The sequence below is a fragment of the Pseudomonas putida genome, from assembly GCF_050990305.1.
GTDB classification, from domain to species: Bacteria; Pseudomonadota; Gammaproteobacteria; order Pseudomonadales; family Pseudomonadaceae; genus Aquipseudomonas; species Aquipseudomonas putida_AH.
Genome location: NZ_CP158817.1, coordinates 3,286,861 through 3,306,837 on the forward strand (window position 1 = coordinate 3,286,861; position 19,977 = coordinate 3,306,837).

A 19,977-nucleotide genomic window follows, 5' to 3' on the forward strand; every position below is an offset into this window, starting at 1 on the left:
ACTGCGCTCCTCAGACGCCTTGCACTGCGGGCAAAGTCGGGTAGTCGATGTACCCTTGCGCACCCGGTGCATAGAACGAATTTTTGTCCGGAACATTGAGCTCAGCGCCTCTGCGAAAACGCTCGGGCAGATCCGGGTTGGCGAGGAATGCGCTGCCAAATACGGCGGCATCGGCGCGGCCGTCAGCGATCAGAGATTCGGCGGAGTGTTGATCGAGTCCGCCACCGATCAGGTAACTGCCGTCAAACAGCGGACGTAACAAGGCGTGGTAGTCGACACTGGCGCCGAACAGGGCAACATGAAGATAGGCAAGATTCAGCCCATGCAGGTGTTCGACCAGATAGGTGTAGGTTTCTTGCGGGTTGGCATCGATGATGTCGTTGAAATTCATTTCAGGCGAGATCTTGAGGCCCACCCGGTCACCACCGATTTCCGTCGCGATAGCGGACAGCACGTCCAATACAAAACGCACACGGTTTTCAATCGAACCACCGTATTCATCCGTGCGCTGATTGCTGCCAGTTGAGAGAAATTGTTCAGGCAGGTAGCCCGACGCGGCATGCAACTCGACACCGTCGAAGCCAGCTTCCATGGCCAGGCGCGCCGCTTGGCGATAGCCTTCAATGACCGTGGCAATCTCAACCACGCTCAGTGCATGGGGGGTAACGAAATCCTGCAGGCCCGTCGCGGTCCAGGTCTGGCCAGCGGGTTTGATCGCTGAAGGTGCCTGGGGCAGGGCGCCATTCGGCAACAACGAAGGGTGCGAAATGCGTCCGCTGTGCATCAACTGCATGAAAATCCGTCCACCACGAGCATGCACGGCCTCAGTGATGTGCTTCCAAGCGGCGACCTGTTCGGTAGTTTCGATACCTGGGGTACGGACATAACCCTTGCCCATTGCAGTGGGGAACACGCCTTCAGTGATGATCAGGCCGGCACTGGCACGCTGTGCGTAGTAAGTCGCAACCAATTCGCTCGGCACGCCGGCATCATCGGCTCGTGAACGCGTCATAGGGGCCATGACCATACGATTGGAGAGGGTGTAGCGACTGACCTGGACTTGAGAAAAGAGAGAATTCATTGTGGGGCTCCTCAGTAGTGATGGAGCCATCATTGATCAATCCTGATGCGGGATAAACTGGGTAAAATTGAATTTACTGATCCACTGATGGGACAATATCTCTAACGGATTCCATGATTAACTTCAGATAAATGGGGTTCAACCTTCAGGATTGGAGGATGAGGTAAGAAAATAGGAGGAGGGTGGGTTGAGATAGGTAGCCTTGCTGAATGCATGGCAGGTGCAAAGCGCGATCAAACACTGCTTGAAGAGTCAATTGTTGACTCTTCTGTCGAGACAACGAAGAAAGTCCTTCACTACCCAAAGTGAATAGCACAGATGAATGATACGTTTTGGTTTACGGGATCAAAATGCAATCCCTTCCGCTTCCTGAATCAGCATCTCCTCAACTAGACGGGTGCCATGGAATGTGGAGAGCAGCGCAAATGGGGCCTTTCCTGAGAAACAATCCATAGGTTTAGAGAGCCAACGTTTCGCTTTCTCCTCACTCCCGAAGAGTGTCATAGCCATGGCTGTGATGTAAGCAAATCGGAAAACTCGATCACTTTGGTGCACAGTCAGTCGCTGATTTGCTGCCAACCTGACCTTAAGAGTCCTGAGCGGAATAATCTGATTGCGCTCGGTTGGGCCTATCGCGCCTACGTCGCAAAGAACAGTGACGCTGTCAGCCAAGAAGCCAGCCTCAATGAGTTCGTGGATATCCTGATCTGACGCATTGGTGGGAATATGAAGGAGCAGCTCCAACCGAACCCGAAAATCACGGTAAGCATCCTTGCGCATAACGCCAGCAATCATGGTGGAGGCACCTTTGGAAAGGGGATGGAACAGGTTGAATCCACAGCCGATAGCTGTTTTTTGCGAACGGCTACTTTACGGATTGTACTTCGCCTCTGAATCTGCCGACGTGCACATTTCTCGCCTGTTCTTCGGACACGGCAGATGGAAGTGGAGACGTCATCTGAATACTACTGTCCTACCGCAAAAACGCCATGTCAGTGATCTCTTCTAAATCCTCTATTGCCCCCAGTGTGTTGCCTCCATCAAGCATTGTATGCGCGGATGCATCGCCAAAAAAATGCAATCTTTAGGCGGCTGGCTTCTGCCCAGAGTTTCCGAATGCGTTGATCGCTTTCAGTCGATCACAAATGCGTTCTACTCAAGCCTGCTCTAAGGACAGGACACCGAGCCTGCGCATATTCGGAGGGCACAAATGGAGCACACTAAGGACCGCATATGAGGCTTGGATGGCCTCGCTAAGTGCGATTTGAAGGCAAGTCTGCTCCAGACGATGATTAGTCGCGCATACCTGCTTCGATCTCGTGTCGGATACGCTCAAAAAGTGAGTCAATATCTGAATCAGGGTCAAGGAGCAAAAAACACTCGACAAGGAGCGTAAGCGGATGGACGTCCATCCTGTCGGCAAGCTCGGAAGCCTTCTCCAATGTTACATTCTTCAAGCCCCGCTCAAGTGTGCTGAGATAGATTCGACTACTCACAATTCCGAAGTCTTCTTGGGTCAAGCCGCAACGAACCCGCGTGTTACGCAACAGTGTTCATTTTTTGGGAAAGCTCTATGCCTGCACTTCAGAATTGCGCCCGTCAGCCATCGGTGACGAGTGACGAGCTCGGTCACTCAACGATGGTGCTCGTAGCCGTTGCTAACGTTGCTCAGCCTGAGGAAGGGGTAGGGATAGTCAAACGTTTCTCAGGCCAAGACCTGGTTGACCTGTTTCACGAAATGGACCGGCCTGACTCAGATAAAGCTATCGTGGGTGTCCAGTTAGCAATTCCTCCTGAACTGAACGGCACTTCGCGATGGATCGCGCAAGCCGTAGTTGACTTTGCGCGAGTCAAACTATTCAGTGCAGGTCCTCCTGGTGTGGATACATATGCCTACCGCCTCGCGTCAAATACTGTTTTCAGGGACAGCGCTAAAATCGAGCCATCAGATATCGTTGAGTGGCGATCCCTCTACGAAGTATCCAGTGCTGACGGCGCTGATGACCCTGAGCTGGTTGCTCACCAGACGTGGCTGTCGACCGTCATTACTCGCATAGTGAATGCGGTGAATCTGCCTGCGGAAGCGGTAGAGCCCAACTAGTCGGTGCTTTCAGCGCCTCATGGCTGTCAGCGGTCCTATGATGACAACTTGACTATCCCCTACGGCGTGTCAGAGGTCGCGATGAAAGGCAGACGTAAAATCAAATACTCTAAGTGGGCTTTGCAGGCGAAACTTGACGTTGAGGCCAAACGCTTGTTGGCACGCCGTTCAAAAAAAGCATCACATCGATTTTTCGATGCGCTAACACCAGTTGTAATTGATCAGGAACCCACTGGAAGGTTGGCTGGAGCCTTACTCAGTTCCGCTAGCGGGCTCAATACGCAGTGAGCGCCTTGTCTTGATGCCCGACCGTGTGCATGCCCCATTACGGCTCTGCAGGTCGGCCCTGAGCTGGGAGCTGACAGGTGTTATTAAGCGGCTCCCTCACACTTTGGTTACGCCCTATGTGCACACCTGATCTTCCAGATCTGCTCAATCAAACCATCGAGGTAGTCACTCGCGTGGGTCAATTGCTTATAGATGAGTGGGAGAGGGTGGGTGGACCACGAGGGAAGGATGATAAAGCCGTGATCGATGTAGAAATCGAACGCGTGCTGCATCAGCACCTACTTGAGCTTTTCTCCTGTGATTTCTGGGGGGAAGAAACTGGATATAGCCTCACCGGGCATCCATGGTGTTGGGTAGTTGATCCAAATGACGGTACAAGTGATTTTCTCAAGGGACTCAAAGGCTCCGCCATATCGGTTGGCTTGTTGCGTGATCATGTGCCCGTGTTGGGCGTGGTATACGCGCCAGTCACTATCGAAGGCTCCACAGATTGCATTGCCTGGGCTGAGGGGGTGAGTGCGTTAATCCGTAATGGACAAGCAACCAAGGCAACGCTTACCACCAAGGCGTTGTCAGGTGAGGCCCAAGTGATGGTTAGTTCCGCCGCGATCTATAAGGCAGAACTCAATGAGGAGCTGTGTGCCCCCAGTCGCTTTGTGGCGATGCCTTCGATTGCATACCGGCTTGCCAAAGTCGTCGCCGGGGAGGGGGTTTGTGGAATTTCACTTTACCCTGTCTCTGCACATGACGTGGTAGCCGGCCATGCCCTGTTACGAGGTGCTGGAGGAGTTTTGCTTGATGAGCACGGTGAATCCATTCGCTATTTCACTGAAGCTAGCATGCAGATAGTCTCGCAGCGTTGCTTTGGTGGTTCCGAGTCAGCTTGCCGTACATTGCTTAGCCGAGATTGGGATCGCATTTTCTCCGCTGATTAATATCAGGGATATCGTTAATCGCTTCGCGCATTCAAGAGGTGCACCGGCAATGTGTACAACCTTCAGCAAGACTCAGGCTCGTCGCCGCTTGCGCCGACTCCTTGCGCTGGTCGGTCAGGGACACACTTTTGTCATCACCAAACATGGCAAAGTGGCTTGCTTGCTCGTTGACGTTAAAAAGGGAGGGGAGTGTTAAATGAGAAAAGTTACCCGACCATTCATAAATGGTGCATTTCAGGACTGACGGTTATCGGGTAGGACATCAACCCTGCTGATCTATCCGTGGGTAATGCCTGAAACCTCATCCATTGCGGCTCGCAGTAGTTTGCCGGCATCAAACAATAGAATGTCCTGCGGTCGACAGCCTCCAATGTATCCATTGCTGGAGGCAAACCAAAATGCGATTCCCCATCCGTCTTTTTTCGTTCTCAGAACATCGAGTATCGCCTTCAGATCAGGTACTGGTCCGTGCCCAATGCCGTCCTGGAAGGCATAGGCTGGAAACAATGAGTTGCCTGCGTGTTCAATTGAAAAAATGTGTCCTCCTGCTTCCCACTCAAAGAGAGCCGATACAGGGGATACGCCGAATTGCTGAGCAATTTGGTCCCGAGGGAGAAAGTCACCACTGCCGAGGATGGTTTTCTTTGCATCCTCGAGCATTTGCTGCTCCCGAAAGGCGATATTCCGAGGCGCTGCCATAGTAGGATCCATTGTGCAAGAAACGCGATCCGGCATTTGACATATGACAGTCAACACCAGGTCCAGACGTACTCTGATTTTAGCGCACTGGCAGGACATGGACTTATCGGTGCCGTTGGAGCCGCAAGTACCTTTCGATATGCTCACTCTTTCCATGGTCTGTTGAATTTGGACCAACGACGGAATCAATCGAACCTGTGTGCCGCCACCCATCAACAGGTTGAAATTCCAGATGTGTGTTTCGAAACGAGCGTTTCTCCTGAGCGGTTGCTGCGTCAGGCGGATTGGTAAATTATGGGCTACGGGAGGTGATGATGAAGATCAAAGAAAAGAAAGAAGTTGAGATCGTCAGCGACATCCTGTGCGATGTCTGCCTCGAAAGCACTCGCGTCGAGGATATTGGCCTCCAATACGCCATGTTGCAGGCCCACTGGGGATACGGCTCGGTCCACGATGGTGAGCGCTATGAGATACACCTGTGTGAACGTTGCTTTTTCCAGGCAGTTGCCAGCCTTAAGCAGGAAAGGCGTGCTCAAACGATGTTCAGTGAAAATGAAAAGGACAAATTAACTGACAATTTCGGCATGGTTGCAGCGGACGATTTCTTCAACGATGGCGGAAGCTCGACAGATAAACCGTGAGCGAGACGATCAAGTTTACTCACCAATTTTGACACTTGCGACTGACCCAAAAAGTTGCAAATTTTCGGACCGAACAGCCCGCGAGTTTCAAATTTAGCTTTTCTAGAAGGGCGCGCGGACGATCTGGGGGCAAAAAGTTTCAATTTCACGGAATCGCAAGAGAACTGAGTCTCGAGTGGATAAGCTTGAGGAAACCATTCGTACCCTGGAGCGTCGCATAGCCACACTTGAGGATCAACCACGCCAGCGAAACGGACAATGACACGAAACTAAAAATTCACAAATGCGCGCACCCCAATTTTTCAAACATTTAGTTCACGTTTTTTCGCATCTTTAGTTCGGAGCGCTCCGGGAAAGTCCGCTCAATACGTTAAAAAGCCCATTAACCACTGATTTCATTGAGTTTTATCCAGCGGGAACGCCAGAGACAATGTTGAATGAGTCCGCTCATTGACGAAAACTCGGGGAAGCTGTTCCCGGAATCCCGCAGGGAAAAAAGCTATTGATATCAGTAGGTTATAAACCGTAGCAAGGACCAGGGTGTCCGCTGATATCGTTAAAAAAGTGATGAGCCGCCTGGATCGTGGCAAACGTATATCCCGCCGAATCAATAGGTTAAGAGGTTAAAGAGGCCGTTTCCGGTGATTTCGCGATTGGAGCAGGTCGATTGGAGCACGAGTGTAGATGTTGAGAGGATCGGCTCTACGGCATCCTGACACATCATTTAACATAATATACATTATGCGTAACAAAGTATTGCGGCTTGAGGGCCGGTGGTGGTCAGATTTGAAGCCAGGCTCAGGCCTCGGTCACTCTGCTTCAACTCGTTCCCCATGACCTTAATTTTTGTAATTGCCAAACACGTTTGCCAGCGTCCACTGCAGCAACCTCATCAGTGCTGGATCGGAAAATGTTAAGCCACTCGGCTCAGATGGATACCGGCCGTTGGCGAACACATCGCGGTATCTCCTGAAGTCATCTTCTTGGCTGTCCGTATCCAGGCTGCTCAGAATTCCTCGGGCACCGTACCAGCAACATCAGCAAATCGTGATTGTCTTTGCGCCGATCAGCCGGCGTCTTTCTCACAGATCGCAAATGCATGTGAGCATGCTTTGAGCCTGTCGACGTCAAGCTCATAGATTACACCCCACGTGCCTGGTGCTTGTCAGACACGGAAATGACGCACTTGAGCAGGATTTTCAGGCCAATTTCAGGTGGTGTGAGCGCTTTGAAGCATTCAGCTTGAAAAATGCCCCCATTGCATACCTCTTTGAATGGTTGCCGCAGATGCCTGGAACCCTTTATTGGCGAGGTTTATCAGCGATTAAACGTCCCGATTATGCGTGCCATTTGAGGATACGGTACTTAGTTGGAAGGTGGCGTGCACGGATGAGCTACCCTTCTTTTTAATAACTATTTAATATAACTAAACTAAATGCCTCTTTAGTTTAGTTATATTATTTACCCCGTCCACCCTCACCTTCGTCCGTCCACCCTCTTACCCGCTCAATACCGCACACAACTAGCCAGACACTCACTCAAGTACTCATGTCACTCACCTGTCATCGCGCCCTGATAACGTCCCCGGCCTCGCTCCCCAAGGTGATCCTACCGGTGTACACAGGCACGACTCGCAAGCCAATCATCCTCAGATCCAACGACATGAGCAGCGACGACTTCGGTGCGTTGTTCTCGACAATGTTCGGCAACCTCAATTCGGACTCCGCACCGCTACCCGGTAGAGTAGATAGGCACTTCCCAGGTCGGCCTAGCGATTGACAAGGCCGAGGTTAGTTCCACGCGCTTTGTCGATAATCATGCACAGCACGGGATATCGATAAAACGCTCGATCCTCACCCTGCACCTGTCGACGCTGCTGGGTAAGCCGATTCTGCAGAAGGTCCTTTTCGAACCAGTAATAGATCTCAATGCTTTGGCGTTCCAGGGCATCCGGGGCTTGGTGGAACTGGCCACCGGGACCGAGTTCGACCAGTTGATCAACACGGGCTCGCTGATGCCTTCGCGCCTGCGGGAAATGCTGGTAGACGCTGTGCTGGAGGCCTGGCTGCACAACTTCACTCAGGCCTTGAAGCACCCTGCCCGGTCCATTACGCCACGACATGTGAAAGCCGTTGAGTACATTCAGGCTCATTCAGCAATGTCGGCAGGTTTTGCCAGTACTTCCAAAACGCCTACGGCGTCAGTCCCGCCAACATGAAGAAAGACCAGCGATCAACAGCTCCTACGGTTGTGTGTCAGGTTAGGACAGGTAGCTGGCCTTTAGGCCGCCCGGCAAACACGTCTTCTTCATTGCAACGGCGAAAACACCGCCGGCAAGTAAATCGTCGAACGCATGTCGCGCAGTTGCGGGCCGGAGTTCTCCGGTGGCCAGACGCCGTCTGCCACTGCCTGGGTGCGTATTTGCAGGCGCTGCTCCAGGGTGGTCCAGGGCCAGATGTGCAGGTAACGCGGCAGTGCGCCGTCGGTGGCATAGAACGCTGCGTAAACCGGTGAGTACTGTTCGGCGGTGCGTGGTTCGATGGCCTTGGCCCAACCCTCGAGTGTCGGTTGCAGTCCGGCGCTGATCAGGTCGTAGACGCGCAGCTCATAGAACGGCCCATGGCGACCGGCGCTCAAGGGCTTGAGGAACGGGAACAGGCTGTAGTTTTCGATCCGCAGGTCAGTGATGAACTCGTTGATGCCGAATGCCCTGCCGTCCAGCAAGAAGCGCTCGCGCTCGGTTTGACGTGCGTTTTCGTCGGCGAAACCGCGCAACACGGCGATCTGGTTCAACTGGCCAATCTCCGAGGCCCAGCAGCCAATCAGCGTGCCGCCGACTTCGGGCTCTGCCAGTGAAGTTTCAATGCGCGCCAGTGCTTGCGCGACGGTGCGAACCCGTACCGTAAAGGTGATCAACTCGAATAAGCGCATGACGTACTCCCCCATAAGCTGCAAATGCATCAGCCTATGCAAACGCTACATGGCAGGGTATTCGGACGATCACTCTCCAAGACGGTAAAAGCCGCAGTTCGATAGGTAATTTCTTTACTGGCACACTAGTTCGGGTCCAACAAGCCGCCACTCCAATTCCTCGACAGACGACTGCCAGTGAACTTCGCCACGGCCATGCCCTGGGAAATCAAACGATCCCGGTAGCGCGTGACCAGACGCCCGGTCTGCTCGGCATGCAACACCACTTCCGAAGACGGATCGCCTGGCCGGCGCAGGATGCGCGCAAAGCGCTGGCCTTCTTCAACCACATCGCCCAGTTCTTTCTCGAAGATAAGCACCCCCGGTTGCGGCGCGAGAATGGTTTCCATGTGGCCCATCTGCACGACCTCCACGGGCCAGTCAGCGGGCGTCACTGCTTCATCGATCACCCCGTATGAACATAGCCAGGCATACAGACCCTCGGCGTCTGATTCGGCGAAGCGATCATTGACGTCGCCCTGCCCCCGCAGCTCCAAAGTCGCGGCCATGCGCTGGCCGGTGCTGCCATCGCGCAGCCAGGGCGAGATGATGGTTTCCTCGAAGGAGCCGTCGTCGCCGTCGTCCCAAATGATCGCCACGTCCATCTTCATCGCCGCCGCCAGATCGCAGCCACGGGACCAGAAGCTGCGATGTACGTAGAGGTAAGGCAGCGCTTCGTCATCGGTGTGCAGATCGAGCATCACGTCCGCCGTTGCCGCCAGTTGCACCAGTTTTTGCTGCCATTGCTGAACCACGGTCGAAGGTCGCGCCATCGCCGCCGACTGGTCGAAACCACGGTTGAAGTTCTGCCCGGTCGCATCGTGATAGCGCCCCAGAATCCGCCCCTGGCGAAACTGCCCAATACCCAGGGGGTTGGCCTGCGGCACCACCGTCACACTGCCCTTGAGCCGCCCTTCTGACTCGGCCAACTTGAGACGCTCGATCAGCCGGTGCAGCACCAGCATCCCGGCGATTTCATCGGCGTGCACCCCGGCTTGCAAATGCACCTTCGGCCCGTCGCCCTCGCCTTCGAAGCGCCAGGCACTGACCTGCAGCGCGTCGCCATTGTTGTTGCGAACGTTGAACGAGACATCCTGCACCATGCACTTACCCTCCTCTGACTAACTGTCTGTGGCGAGGGGATTCATCCCCGTTGGGCCGCGAAGCGGCCCCAAAAAAGGGCCTGCTGCGCAGTCCAGCGGGGATGAATCCCCTCGCCACAACTGGATGTGCCTTCTGCTATGCGTGAGTTTCATTACATTGCTGTCGATACTGGAGATTGAACACACGTTCAACTAAGCTCGCCAGCGTGGAACCTACCCAAGGACTTTCCCGTGACTAGCACCCCTGCGAAAAACCGCCGTACCGAACCCGATGAGCGCCGCGAACTGCTGGTTGCCGCCACCCTGCGTTGCCTGGTCCGCGATGGCCACGCCGGGATATCGGTCAGGCGCATCGCCACCGAGGCTGGGGTATCGGTTGGCCTGCTCAATCACCATTTCGGCAGCATCGATGCGTTGATCGCCGACACCTACCAGAAACTCGCCAGCGAACTGACCACCGCCCTGCTCCATGAGATCGAACAAGCCGGTACCCCGGCGCAAAAGATGGACGCCTTCCTGGAGGGTTCTTTTTCACCCCGGGTCATGGACCCCAAACTACTGGGGGCCTGGGTGGTGTTCTGGAGCCTGATCCGCCACTCCGAACACGTCAGCCAGTCCCACGAAAAAAGCTACGGCGCCTACCTCGACCTGCTGCGCCGGTTACTCGGTGATCTGGCGGCCAGCGAAGGTTTCGTTATCCACGACACCCGCCTCGCCGCCATCGGTTTATCGGCGATGCTCGACGGGCTCTGGATCGAGTGGTGCCTGAACCCCGAGACCTTCAGTCCCGCTAACGGCCTCCACATCTGCCGTTGCTGGATAAAGGGACTGCGACACGGAGCATTCGGCACCGACGACGTCCTGTGATGGGTGCCGGCCGAAAATCATCGCCAGGGTGCCGCTGACCGCGATCAGACCGGCGCCGATCACCAGCGACACATCCATCAGCGTGCCCCAGACCAGGCTCGACAACAGGAACGCCCAGATCAACCCGGTGTACTCGAATGGCGCCAACACGGTCGCGGTGGCACGCTGGAAACTGGCAAACAGCAGGAACTGCCCCATGCCACCCATCAGCCCTGCTACGAGCATGCCCAGCCAGGCAGGCGTCGGGGTTGGAGTGTGCGTCCAGGGCAATGCCAGCGCCATGCAGATGACGAACACCACGTTGGTGATCAGCATCTGTTCCAGCACTGAGGTCTGGTCGTCCACCTGCCGCAGCTGGATATAGGTGAACGCCCAGCACATCGCCGCCAGCAACGTCAGGGCAATCGGCAGCGGATCAGCCATGTTGCCGGGACGACAGGCAATCACCACGCCGATAAAACCGATGATCAGGGCCAGCCACTGCCAGCCGGTGACGCGCTCCTTGAGAATGGTTGTCGCCAGCACCGTGACCATGATCGGTGCCGAGAAATACAGGGTGGTCATCTCCGCCAGGGTCAGGTCCCGGGCCGCCGTGTAGTACAGCAGCCAGGCGGCGATCGACAACAAGCCACGCACCACCAACAAGCGCCGGCTTGAGGAGCGCCAGGCGCGCTGGACCAATGAAGAGCGTCCCACCAACAGCACCGCGACCACCACCACCAGCGCGCGCCAGAACAGGATGGTGAACACCGAATAGTCGGCCACCAGCCACTTGATGCCCGCGTCCTGCAACGACAGGAACGCGTAGCCCAAAGTGCACAGGCCAATGCCTTGTAGCGAGCGGTCAACCACGGGCTTGTTCATCATGCCGACCTGCGCACCGGTGTGCCGCGACGCTCGGCAAAGGCGAACAGTCCTTCGATCAGGAACGTCAGGCAGACATACACCCCGGCCACCAACAGCAAGGGTTCATAGACTTGCAGGGTCTGCGCCCGCACCACGTTGGCCGCGCCCAGCAAGTCGATCACCGCGATGGTCGAGGCCAGTGCCGTGGATTTGAGCAGCATCACGGTTTCCCCGGCCAGGGTCGGCAACAGCAAGCGCAGCGCCCTGGGCAAACGCACCCGCAACAGGGCCTGGCGCGGCGTCATGCCAAATGCCGACGCGGCTTCCATTTCACCTTTAGGCACGGCCAACAGACCGCCACGGATCACTTCGCCGACATAGGCGCCCACCGACACCACCAACGCAAAGACGATGTACCAGTAGCCATCGCGCAAATACGGCCAGAGAAAACTGCCGCGAATCAGCGGGAACTGTGCAAACAGGCTGCCCAGACCGTAATAGAAGATGTAAATCTGTATCAGCAGCGGCGTACCACGGGTCACGCTGGTGTAGAACAGACTGACCTTGGCGATCAGTTTGTTTTTCGAAATCCGTGCCAGAGCCACCAGTACTGCCAGTACGAAACCCAACAGACTGGAAATCACCAGGATGGCAATGGTCGTTTGCAGCCCTCGGAGCAACAACGACGCGTATTCAAGGGTCCACGCTGGAATCATTTCAATTGCTCAGTCGGTTTAGTCCGCAAGAGGCATCCAGCGACGAATGCGTCGCTCCAGCCGTCCGGACAAATAGTTGGACACCAGCGTCACCGCGTAATACAGCGCGGCGGCCGTGAGGTAGAACAACAGGTAGTGACGCGTCGATCCCGCGCCTTGTTTGGCGGTGTACAGCAGCTCGTTGGTGCCGACCACGCTGATCAGGGCGCTGTCCTTGATCAGGTTGATCCACAGGTTGGCCATCCCCGCCATCGCGTAGGGCGCCATGATCGGCAGCGTCACGCGGCGGAACAGGCCAAAGCCGTGCAACCCAAAGGCTTTGCCCGCTTCGATCTGGCCAAACGGAATCGCCTGGATCGCCGCGCGGAAGATCTCCGACGCATAGGCCCCCTGCACCAGTCCCAACACTACGATGGCCGCCAACGGACCGCTGACATTCACCGCACCGTAACCGAGCGCAGCAGACAACGAATTGAGCAACATGGAACCGACGTAAAACAGCAACAGAATCAGCAACAACTCTGGCACCGCGCGAAATAGTGTGGTGTAGCCACGGGCCAGCGCCGCAATCGGTTTCGGCGCGCCCAACTTCAGGCAAGCCACCACCAGGCCGATGGCCAGCCCGAGCACAAAAGCCCCCGCCGATATCTGCAGGGTCATCCACAGTCCCTTGAGCAGCGCTAAGCCCCATCCTTGTTCGCTGAAATTGATCAAATCGAACATTGCTGGCATTTCAGTCTCCCGTCTGTTACATCCCCCTGTAGGAGCCGGCTTGCTGGCGATTGCGGTCGATCAGACAACATTGATGTTGAATTTGATGCCGCTATCGCCAGCAAGCCGGCTCCTACGCGTTTAAAACGCCGGCTTCACACTGGCACCGAAGTAACTTTGGGAGAGATCGTCGTAGTCCTTGCTGGCCAGCAATTCCTGGATCGCCTTGTCGAGTTTGGCCTTGAGCTCGGTGTCATCCTTGCGAATGCCCGCCCCCACGCCTTTGCCGAACAGTGGGTCATACGGAACTGTGGCGAGGTACTCGAGGTTTTGCGCGTCCGGGGACTTCATGAAGGCGGTCATGGCCGTGGCATCCGCCATCATCAGGTCCAGGCGACCGGCCACCATGTCGGCGTTGGCCGAGTCCTGGGTGTCGTAATACTTAACGTCGGCAATTTTTTCGTAATGGGCCTTGAGGAAACTGGCGCTGACCGTGGAGTTCTGCACGCCAATGGTCTTGCCCTTCAGATCGTCCGGGTATTTGGCGACCGTGGTGCCCTTGGGGCCGACAATCCCGACCGGGGTGTCGTAGTAGGCCTTGCTGAAGGCGATCTGTTTTTCCCGCTCTTCGGTGACCGACATCGAAGAGAAGATCACGTCGATCTTCTTCGCCAGCAACGATGGAATGATGCCGTCCCACGCCACTTCCTTGATTTCGCACTCGGCTTTCATTTCGCTGCACAGTTTGTGGATCAGGTCGACTTCAAAGCCCTTCCATTCACCGTTGGCCTGCTTTTCGGTGTATGGCGGATAGGGTTCGGCGGCGACCGCGAACCTGATCGGTTGAGCCTGCGCGGCGCCTATCCCGGCCAGCATCAAGCAGGCCGCGCCAGTCAACCAGTTTGCCAAACGTCGATTTCCCATGGTTTTTGCCCCGTCTTTTGTTGTTTTTAGCGAGTCTGATGAGCGTTGACGAATTGCCGGCAACGCTCGCTGCGTGGGTGTACGAACACTTCATCCGGCGAACCGGTTTCCTCGATCAGGCCTTGATGCAAGAAGGCGACTTTGGAAGAGACGTCGCGTGCGAAGGCCATTTCATGGGTCACCAGGATCATGGTCCGGCCTTCTTCGGCGAGAGATCGGATCACCCGCAGCACTTCCCCAACCAGTTCCGGGTCGAGTGCCGAGGTGGGTTCATCGAACAGCATGACCTTGGGCCGCATGGCCAGGGCCCGGGCGATGGCCACCCGTTGTTGCTGCCCCCCGGAGAGAAACGCCGGGTACTCGTTACGCTTGGCCGCCAGCCCCACGCGTTCGAGCAAGGCTTCAGCCCGTTCGGTGGCTTCGGCTTTGCTCTCGCGCAGGACCTGGGTCGGCGCCTCGATGAGGTTTTCCAGCACCGTGCGATGGGGCCAGAGGTTGAAATTCTGGAACACCATACCCAGGCTCGAGCGGATACGTACCAGCTGTTTGGCGTCGGAGACCAGCGGCGCGCCGGGCCGTGTGTGGTTCAAATGAATGCTTTCACCATCCACCAGAATGCGCCCCTGGTCCGGCACTTCGAGCATGTTGATGCAGCGCAGCAGCGTGCTTTTGCCCGAACCGCTGGCGCCGATCAGCGAGATCACCTCGCCTTCGCGGGCGGTCAGGGACACGCCCTTGAGCACCTCGATATTACCGAAGCGTTTGTGCAGTTGATCGACTTCGATCATGGTCCGGGCCGCGACCGGTTCGGGTTTCGCGTCACAGGTCACGCGGCCGATGATGGGACGCGGCGCCTCACCCTTGAGCACCAGAACAAAATCGCGAATGCGTTGGCAGGCCTCGGTCAGTCGATCCTCACCCAAAGTGAAGGACAACCGCACAAAACCCTGGGCCGGTTCGCCAAAGGCCGCCGCGTCGAGTACCGACACCTTCGCCTCGCGCAACAGGCGCCAGGCGAATTCCAGCGAAGTCAGGCCGGTGGCGCGTACGTCCACCAACACAAACATGCCGGCATCGGGTTTGAGCACCGAGATGCCCGGGCAATCGGACAAACCCGCCACCACCAGATCGCGACGGCGGCGATAGATGTCGCGCATGCCGTGGCTGACCTCGTCGTGCGCCTGCACGGCCTTGAGCGCAGCTTCCATGACAAACCCCGGCAAGCCGTAGAGCATGCTCAATACCAGGGTTTCAACATGAGCGACTAGCGCGGGATTGGCCACGACCCAGCCGATTCGCCAGCCGGTCATGGCGTGGGATTTGGACAGACTGCCGATCACCACGCAACGCTCGGCCATGCCCGGCAACGCCGCCAGGCTCAGGTGATCGCGCTCGAACCCCAGGCTTTCATAGACTTCGTCCACCACCACCCACAGGTCATGGGCAATGGCCAGTTCAGCGATGGCTTGCAACTCTTCGCGGTTGAGCATCACGCCAGTGGGGTTGTTGGGGTTGGACAGGAAAATCGCTCGGGTTTTCGGGGTGATGGCCTTGGCTAACACTGCCGCATCGAGGCGGAAGTCATCGTCCGCCGAGCACGGCACCCGCACCAGCGTCGCGCCGGAGGCCTTGAGCGTCGCCTCATACGTCACGTACATCGGATCGAGGGCAATCACCTCGTCACCGGCCGCCAGCAAACACATCGAGGTGGCAAACAAGGCGTTCTGCGCCCCGGCCACGGCAATCACGTTGTCGGCTTGCAGCTCGCGGCCGAACAATTTGCCGTAGCGTGCCGCAATGGCCTCACGCAAGGCCGGGCGGCCAGCGACTTCGGTGTAGTGGGTGTCACCTTCGCGCAGCGCGTGGATGGCGGCATCGGTGATGAAATCAGGGGTGGGGAAATCCGGGTCGCCGACGCTGAGAATGATCACATCCTCGCCCTGACGTCGCGCTTCATACGCCGCGTAGTGAATATCCCAAGCGGCGACGCCCTGGCCAGATATCCGCTCAACAAAGGGTGAAAACCGCATGCCAGTGCCTCGTTCAAAATGAAGAAACGCAAGCCCGCAACCAGCCGGGAAAGAAGGTGGAACGAACATAGTCCAAGCTGAACAGTCGTTCAACAGAAAACTTGCAGGGGTTCGCGTTCAGCGCAAACAGGTCGTTTTTACGACAGTCGCGACGTTTTTTATTCATCTGATTGTTCAATCAAACCCTGCGCGAGCGAGCTGTGTGGCGAAGGGATGCCCCCCTCGCTTCACAGTCTCGCTTGCACAAAGTGGATATCCGTCCGTCGTCCAGCCGTCTATGCTGCTGTGATATTCCTTGGTCGGAAACGCACGATGCGTCCAGGTCTGAACCCGTTACTTTTATGTGCTGCGCTTGCCCTCGGAGGCTGCGTACGGTTGGGGCCGGATTTCCAATCGCCTGCCGAGCCTTGGGTCGATCACTGGAATACGCCAAACCTTGATCAGGCCAGTCAACGAGCGCTGCAACCGGACATCCGCCAGTGGTGGGAGATTTTTGACGACCCGACCCTGGACCAATTGATTGCCGAAGCCGACGCCAATAATTCCAGCCTGAGGATTATTGGCCTGCGGGTTATGGAGGCGCGCGCGCAATTGGGCATCGCCGAAAGCGGCCGCTACCCGCAACTGCAGCAACTCAGTGCCGACAGTGTGTATGTCCATCGCGATCAATCCGGCGGGCGCAATCCTGTGGACAGCCGCTTCTGGCAACACAGCGCCGGCTTCGACGTGGGCTGGGAAATGGACTTCTGGGGCCGCTTCAGCCGTGCCATCGAAGCGTCCGATGCCGCCTATTTTGCTGCCGAAGCCAACTATGACGACGCGCTGGTCCTGCTGCGTGCCCAGGTCGCCGACAGCTACTTTTCCCTGCGCACCACCCAGGCTCGCCTGCGGGTGGCCGAGGAAAACGCCCGCCAGCAGGAACGCAATTACGAGATCACCGAAAAACTGTTCAAAAGCGGACAGACCGCCGAACTCGACCTGCAACAAGCCAAGACCCAATACCTGGGCACCCTGAGCAGTATTCCCATCCTGCAGGATCAACTGGGGCGTCTGCGCAATTCCCTGGCGGTTCTGATCGGCCAGCCACCGGGTGAACTGCCGTTGGTGGTCGAGAACAATGGACTCATCCCGTTGGTAGACCGCGCCGTGCTACAGGATGTGCCGGCCCAACTGTTGCTGCGCCGTCCCGATGTACGCGCCGCTGAGTTGAATGTCGCCGCGCAGGGGGCGCTGGTGGGCGTCGCCGAAACCGATTTCTACCCATCGCTGAGCCTGCTGGGCAGCATCGTCTGGTCCACCGATACCTTGAGCGGCAGTTCCCGCAGCCTCGACCTGATCGGCGGCCCGAGCCTGCGCTGGAATGTCTTCGATTACGGCCGCATCAGCAACAACGTGCGGGTGCAGGATGCACGCTTGCAACAACTGATCGAAGCCTATCGCGACAAAGTGCGCCAAGCCGCGCGCGAGGCGGACGATGCCGCCAACGGTCTGACCCAGGCCTTGCAGCGCGAACGCATTCTGCGTGAAGCCGAAGGCGCGGCGAAACGCTCGCTTGAGTTGGCCAATACGTTGTATCGCGAAGGTTATTCGGACTTTCAACGGGTGCTGGATGCCCAGCGCGCCCTGCTCGATACCCAGGACAGCTACCTGGTCAGCCGAAATGACGCGGTGAGTAACGTGATTGCCTTGTACAAGGCCCTTGGCGGTGGCTGGTACAGCGCCCAGGCCAAAATCGACCCGGCCACGCGCCAGCAAATGGAACAACGCACCGACTGGGGCGACCTGCTGTCCGAGCCCCAACCCGCCGCCTCCTATCCCAACCCGGTAACCCAACATGACTGACGCCGCGCCTACCTCCTCCGACGCCCCGCCGCCAGCGCCGCCCGCCGCCGACCCGACAAAAAGCGGGGTGAAGTGGGTATTGCTGCTGATCGTTCTCAGTCTGACCTGGTATTTCCTCGCGGATCGATTCACGCCCTACACGCAACAGGCGCGGGTCGGCGCCTTCGTGATTCCGGTGGCGGCGGAAGTCGCAGGCAGAGTGATCCGCGTCAACGTGCGCAACAACCAGGACGTCAAGGCCGGGGAAGTCATCTTCGAGATCGATCCGCAGCCCTATCAGATCGCCGTCGACCGCGCCCGTGCCGACCTTGAATCAACCCGCCGGCAGATCGGAGCCAGCACCGCCGGCATCGCGTCGGCGCAAGCTAACCTGCGCGCCGCTCAGGCCAACGAACTCAAGGCCCGCCAGGACAACCAGCGGCTGGAAGGCCTTTACCGCGAAGACCCCGGCACCATTTCCGTGCGCCTGCTGGAAGTCTCCCGCGCCAACCACGAAGCCGCCGTCAGCAAGGTCGCCGCGGCCCATGCCGAAGTGCAGCGCGCCCGTGAAACCGAAGGTGGCAGCGAGGAGGACAACGCCAAACTGCGCAGCGCCGCCACCGCCCTGTCAAAAGCCGAACTGGATCTGTCCAACACCCAGGTGCGCGCACGCTCGGCCGGTTTGATCACGGACCTGCGTACCGATGTCGGTCAGTTTGCGGCCGCGGGCAATCCGGTCATGACCCTGATCGCGATCCATGACGTGTGGATCAGCGCCGACATGACCGAGAACAATCTGGGCCTGGTCAAACCCGATACGCCGGTGTCCATTGTGCTCGATGCGTTGCCCGGTGAAGTCTTCGAGGGCCGCGTGCGCAGTCTCGGCTACGGGGTCAGCGTGGGTCAGCCGGCCGCTCCCGGCACCTTGCCCACGGTGCAGAACAGCCGCGACTGGCTACGACCCGCCCAGCGCTTCCCGGTGATCATCGAGTTTTCCGCCGAGTCACTGGCCATGCTCAAGGACAACCGCTCGATTCGCGCCGGCGGTCAGGCCGAGGTGATGGCGTTTCCTTCCGAGGGCAATGTGCTCAATCCGCTGGGGCGTATCTTCCTCGGGCTGATGAGCTGGCTTTCGTATGCCTACTGAACGCTCGCCGAGGGTCCAGCGCGCGGCGCGCCTGGCCACCGGCACCGCTCTATGCCTGGCAGCCAGTTATGGCTTGGCGTTGCCGATTCCGTTTCTGGCACCGGTGTTGTGCGCAATGTTGCTGGTTTCCCTCAACCGCCCGTTGTCGTTCAAGGCGGCCATTGTGCTGGGATTGGTGGCGATGCTGACCACCGGCATCGGCCTGCTGCTGATTCCGCTGCTGCGGCATTACGGGTTCAGTGGCGTGCTGCTGATCGGGCTTTGCCTGTTCGCGGTATTTGGCTTTGGCTTGAGGGGCGGCAATGCCTTGATCGTCACCTTGCTGGTGATCGGCCTCACCATGATTTCGTCAGCGGGATTCGCCGACTTCGACCTGGCGCTGACGGTCATCAAGGCACTGGTCGCCGGACTGCTGCTGGCAATCCTGATTGGCGTGGTCAGCCACGGGTTGTTCCCGGAACCTGCCAATGCCCCTGCCCCACCCGCCGCCCCAACCTTGCCGGAGAACGAAGTGCACCGGGTGGCGTTGCGCGCGACCCTGATCGTGATTCCAGCCTTCCTGTTGGCGCTGATCGACCCGGCCAGCTACCTGCCGATCGTGCTCAAGGCGGTCAATCTGGGACAACAGAGCTCCACCACCTCGGCCCGCAGCGCCGGCCGCGAACTGCTGGGATCTACGTTGCTCGGCGGTCTGTTGGCGATCCTGTTCTGGTGTGCACTGAGCCTGTTCGTGCACCTGTGGATGTTCTTTCTATGGATGCTGCTGTTCGGCCTGATCCTGGCGCGCAAGCTCTACGGCCTGAGCCCCGGCCGCTGGAGCCCTGGATTCTGGATGAACACCCTGATCACTCTGATTATCCTGCTGGGGCAATCGGTGCAAGACAGCGAGGCGGGTAAAGACGTCTACACCGCGTTTGCGGTGCGCATGAGTCTGTTTATCGCGGTGACCTTGTATGCGTGCGTGATGGTGCATGTGCTCGAACAGCGCCGAGTTCAAAAATCACACCGTCTCCTGTAGGAGCGAGCATGCTCGCGATGGTCGCGAACGATGACGCGGGAAACCTGATACTCCGCGGTGCTCTCTGGTGCATCGCGAG

The 19,977-nt window shown here is 57.6% G+C and carries 17 protein-coding genes and 2 pseudogenes; 8 read left to right on the top strand and 11 right to left on the bottom strand.

Translation table 11 applies throughout. From position 1 onward, the window contains the following. Positions 1 to 10 precede the first annotated feature (10 nt). From ABTV22_RS14815 to ABTV22_RS14825, 3 genes are all read right to left on the bottom strand, one after another. Entirely contained in the window at positions 11 to 1,081 is a 1,071-nt protein-coding gene (locus tag ABTV22_RS14815) for an alkene reductase (protein ID WP_433741250.1), read from the bottom strand. A gap of 345 nt (positions 1,082 to 1,426) precedes the next feature. Next, complete coding sequence (locus ABTV22_RS14820) at positions 1,427 to 1,876, bottom strand: antitoxin Xre/MbcA/ParS toxin-binding domain-containing protein (RefSeq protein WP_433741252.1); 450 nt, start codon at positions 1,874 to 1,876, stop codon at positions 1,427 to 1,429. Positions 1,877 to 2,373: 497 nt separating this feature from the next. Next, positions 2,374 to 2,631, bottom strand: a complete 258-nt coding sequence (locus ABTV22_RS14825) for a helix-turn-helix domain-containing protein (RefSeq protein ID WP_433741406.1) — start codon at positions 2,629 to 2,631, stop codon at positions 2,374 to 2,376. A gap of 23 nt (positions 2,632 to 2,654) precedes the next feature. On the opposite strand from ABTV22_RS14825, the gene ABTV22_RS14830 reads away from it, so the two are divergent. Together ABTV22_RS14830 and ABTV22_RS14835 are read left to right on the top strand one after the other, a co-directional pair. After that, complete coding sequence (locus ABTV22_RS14830) at positions 2,655 to 3,182, top strand: hypothetical protein (protein WP_433735267.1); 528 nt, start codon at positions 2,655 to 2,657, stop codon at positions 3,180 to 3,182. A gap of 404 nt (positions 3,183 to 3,586) precedes the next feature. After that, positions 3,587 to 4,405: an inositol monophosphatase family protein gene (locus ABTV22_RS14835; protein ID WP_433735268.1), complete on the top strand. Its 819-nt coding sequence runs from the start codon at positions 3,587 to 3,589 to the stop codon at positions 4,403 to 4,405. A 276-nt stretch (positions 4,406 to 4,681) separates the two neighbouring features. Here the strand turns inward: ABTV22_RS14835 and ABTV22_RS14840 are convergent, their stop codons facing one another. Continuing rightward, entirely contained in the window at positions 4,682 to 5,065 is a 384-nt protein-coding gene (locus ABTV22_RS14840; RefSeq protein WP_433735269.1) for a hypothetical protein, read from the bottom strand. A gap of 353 nt (positions 5,066 to 5,418) precedes the next feature. On the opposite strand from ABTV22_RS14840, the gene ABTV22_RS14845 reads away from it, so the two are divergent. Next, the gene (locus tag ABTV22_RS14845; RefSeq protein ID WP_433735270.1) at positions 5,419 to 5,745 is read left to right on the top strand and encodes a hypothetical protein; all 327 of its coding nucleotides are present in this window, start codon (positions 5,419 to 5,421) and stop codon (positions 5,743 to 5,745) included. 1,662 nt (positions 5,746 to 7,407) lie between these two features. Beyond that, positions 7,408 to 7,980, top strand: a pseudogene (locus ABTV22_RS14850) (hypothetical protein); the annotation flags it as partial. 72 nt (positions 7,981 to 8,052) lie between these two features. On the opposite strand, the gene ABTV22_RS14855 reads toward ABTV22_RS14850, so the two are convergent. Then, positions 8,053 to 8,676 (bottom strand): NIPSNAP family protein, encoded by a 624-nt coding sequence (locus tag ABTV22_RS14855; protein WP_433735271.1) that lies wholly within the window; start codon positions 8,674 to 8,676, stop codon positions 8,053 to 8,055. A gap of 125 nt (positions 8,677 to 8,801) precedes the next feature. Beyond that, positions 8,802 to 9,818 carry a succinylglutamate desuccinylase gene (locus tag ABTV22_RS14860; RefSeq protein ID WP_433735272.1) on the bottom strand — a complete coding sequence of 339 codons (1,017 nt, stop codon included), beginning with the start codon at positions 9,816 to 9,818 and terminating at the stop codon, positions 8,802 to 8,804. Positions 9,819 to 10,049: 231 nt separating this feature from the next. Here ABTV22_RS14860 and ABTV22_RS14865 point away from each other — a divergent pair. Further along, positions 10,050 to 10,589 (top strand): annotated as a pseudogene (locus ABTV22_RS14865) (TetR/AcrR family transcriptional regulator); the annotation flags it as partial. Here ABTV22_RS14865 and ABTV22_RS14870 read toward each other — a convergent pair. The 5 genes from ABTV22_RS14870 to ABTV22_RS14890 all read right to left on the bottom strand — a co-directional run bounded on the left by ABTV22_RS14870 (position 10,545) and on the right by ABTV22_RS14890 (position 15,912). Then, on the bottom strand, positions 10,545 to 11,549 hold the full coding sequence (locus tag ABTV22_RS14870) for a DMT family transporter (RefSeq protein ID WP_433741408.1): 1,005 nt from the start codon (positions 11,547 to 11,549) through the stop codon (positions 10,545 to 10,547). The pseudogene ABTV22_RS14865 and the gene ABTV22_RS14870 sit on opposite strands and share 45 nt — an antisense overlap. Next, positions 11,549 to 12,247, bottom strand: a complete 699-nt coding sequence (locus ABTV22_RS14875) for an ABC transporter permease (protein ID WP_433735273.1) — start codon at positions 12,245 to 12,247, stop codon at positions 11,549 to 11,551. Before ABTV22_RS14875 ends, ABTV22_RS14870 begins: the two co-directional genes overlap by 1 nt. A gap of 18 nt (positions 12,248 to 12,265) precedes the next feature. Continuing rightward, positions 12,266 to 12,979: an ABC transporter permease gene (locus ABTV22_RS14880; protein WP_433735274.1), complete on the bottom strand. Its 714-nt coding sequence runs from the start codon at positions 12,977 to 12,979 to the stop codon at positions 12,266 to 12,268. Between the two features lie 120 nt (positions 12,980 to 13,099). After that, complete coding sequence (locus ABTV22_RS14885) at positions 13,100 to 13,882, bottom strand: transporter substrate-binding domain-containing protein (RefSeq protein WP_433735275.1); 783 nt, start codon at positions 13,880 to 13,882, stop codon at positions 13,100 to 13,102. 26 nt (positions 13,883 to 13,908) lie between these two features. Further along, complete coding sequence (locus ABTV22_RS14890) at positions 13,909 to 15,912, bottom strand: aminotransferase class I/II-fold pyridoxal phosphate-dependent enzyme (protein WP_433735276.1); 2,004 nt, start codon at positions 15,910 to 15,912, stop codon at positions 13,909 to 13,911. 312 nt (positions 15,913 to 16,224) lie between these two features. Between ABTV22_RS14890 and ABTV22_RS14895 the strand changes: the two genes are divergently transcribed. Genes ABTV22_RS14895 through ABTV22_RS14905 form a run of 3 tightly spaced genes read left to right on the top strand, consistent with a single transcriptional unit; the run spans position 16,225 to position 19,898 of the window. Then, on the top strand, positions 16,225 to 17,754 hold the full coding sequence (locus tag ABTV22_RS14895; protein WP_433735277.1) for a TolC family protein: 1,530 nt from the start codon (positions 16,225 to 16,227) through the stop codon (positions 17,752 to 17,754). Continuing rightward, entirely contained in the window at positions 17,747 to 18,880 is a 1,134-nt protein-coding gene (locus ABTV22_RS14900) for an HlyD family secretion protein (RefSeq protein ID WP_433735278.1), read from the top strand. Before ABTV22_RS14895 ends, ABTV22_RS14900 begins: the two co-directional genes overlap by 8 nt. Beyond that, the gene (locus ABTV22_RS14905) at positions 18,870 to 19,898 is read left to right on the top strand and encodes a DUF2955 domain-containing protein (RefSeq protein WP_433735279.1); all 1,029 of its coding nucleotides are present in this window, start codon (positions 18,870 to 18,872) and stop codon (positions 19,896 to 19,898) included. The genes ABTV22_RS14900 and ABTV22_RS14905 overlap by 11 nt, the downstream gene beginning before the upstream one ends. Positions 19,899 to 19,977: the final 79 nt, after the last annotated feature.

Excerpts from the sequence above, each read along its gene's own strand:
- ABTV22_RS14815 (WP_433741250.1), bottom strand. The coding sequence starts at position 1,081 with ATGAATTCTCTCTTTTCTCAAGTCCAGGTCAGTCGCTACACCCTCTCC.
- ABTV22_RS14820 (WP_433741252.1), bottom strand. The coding sequence starts at position 1,876 with ATGATTGCTGGCGTTATGCGCAAGGATGCTTACCGTGATTTTCGGGTT.
- ABTV22_RS14830 (WP_433735267.1), top strand. The coding sequence starts at position 2,655 with ATGCCTGCACTTCAGAATTGCGCCCGTCAGCCATCGGTGACGAGTGAC.
- ABTV22_RS14835 (WP_433735268.1), top strand. The coding sequence starts at position 3,587 with ATGTGCACACCTGATCTTCCAGATCTGCTCAATCAAACCATCGAGGTA.
- ABTV22_RS14840 (WP_433735269.1), bottom strand. The coding sequence starts at position 5,065 with ATGCTCGAGGATGCAAAGAAAACCATCCTCGGCAGTGGTGACTTTCTC.
- ABTV22_RS14845 (WP_433735270.1), top strand. The coding sequence starts at position 5,419 with ATGAAGATCAAAGAAAAGAAAGAAGTTGAGATCGTCAGCGACATCCTG.
- ABTV22_RS14855 (WP_433735271.1), bottom strand. The coding sequence starts at position 8,676 with ATGCGCTTATTCGAGTTGATCACCTTTACGGTACGGGTTCGCACCGTC.
- ABTV22_RS14860 (WP_433735272.1), bottom strand. The coding sequence starts at position 9,818 with ATGGTGCAGGATGTCTCGTTCAACGTTCGCAACAACAATGGCGACGCG.
- ABTV22_RS14870 (WP_433741408.1), bottom strand. The coding sequence starts at position 11,549 with ATGAACAAGCCCGTGGTTGACCGCTCGCTACAAGGCATTGGCCTGTGC.
- ABTV22_RS14875 (WP_433735273.1), bottom strand. The coding sequence starts at position 12,247 with ATGATTCCAGCGTGGACCCTTGAATACGCGTCGTTGTTGCTCCGAGGG.
- ABTV22_RS14880 (WP_433735274.1), bottom strand. The coding sequence starts at position 12,979 with ATGCCAGCAATGTTCGATTTGATCAATTTCAGCGAACAAGGATGGGGC.
- ABTV22_RS14885 (WP_433735275.1), bottom strand. The coding sequence starts at position 13,882 with ATGGGAAATCGACGTTTGGCAAACTGGTTGACTGGCGCGGCCTGCTTG.
- ABTV22_RS14890 (WP_433735276.1), bottom strand. The coding sequence starts at position 15,912 with ATGCGGTTTTCACCCTTTGTTGAGCGGATATCTGGCCAGGGCGTCGCC.
- ABTV22_RS14895 (WP_433735277.1), top strand. The coding sequence starts at position 16,225 with ATGCGTCCAGGTCTGAACCCGTTACTTTTATGTGCTGCGCTTGCCCTC.
- ABTV22_RS14900 (WP_433735278.1), top strand. The coding sequence starts at position 17,747 with ATGACTGACGCCGCGCCTACCTCCTCCGACGCCCCGCCGCCAGCGCCG.
- ABTV22_RS14905 (WP_433735279.1), top strand. The coding sequence starts at position 18,870 with ATGCCTACTGAACGCTCGCCGAGGGTCCAGCGCGCGGCGCGCCTGGCC.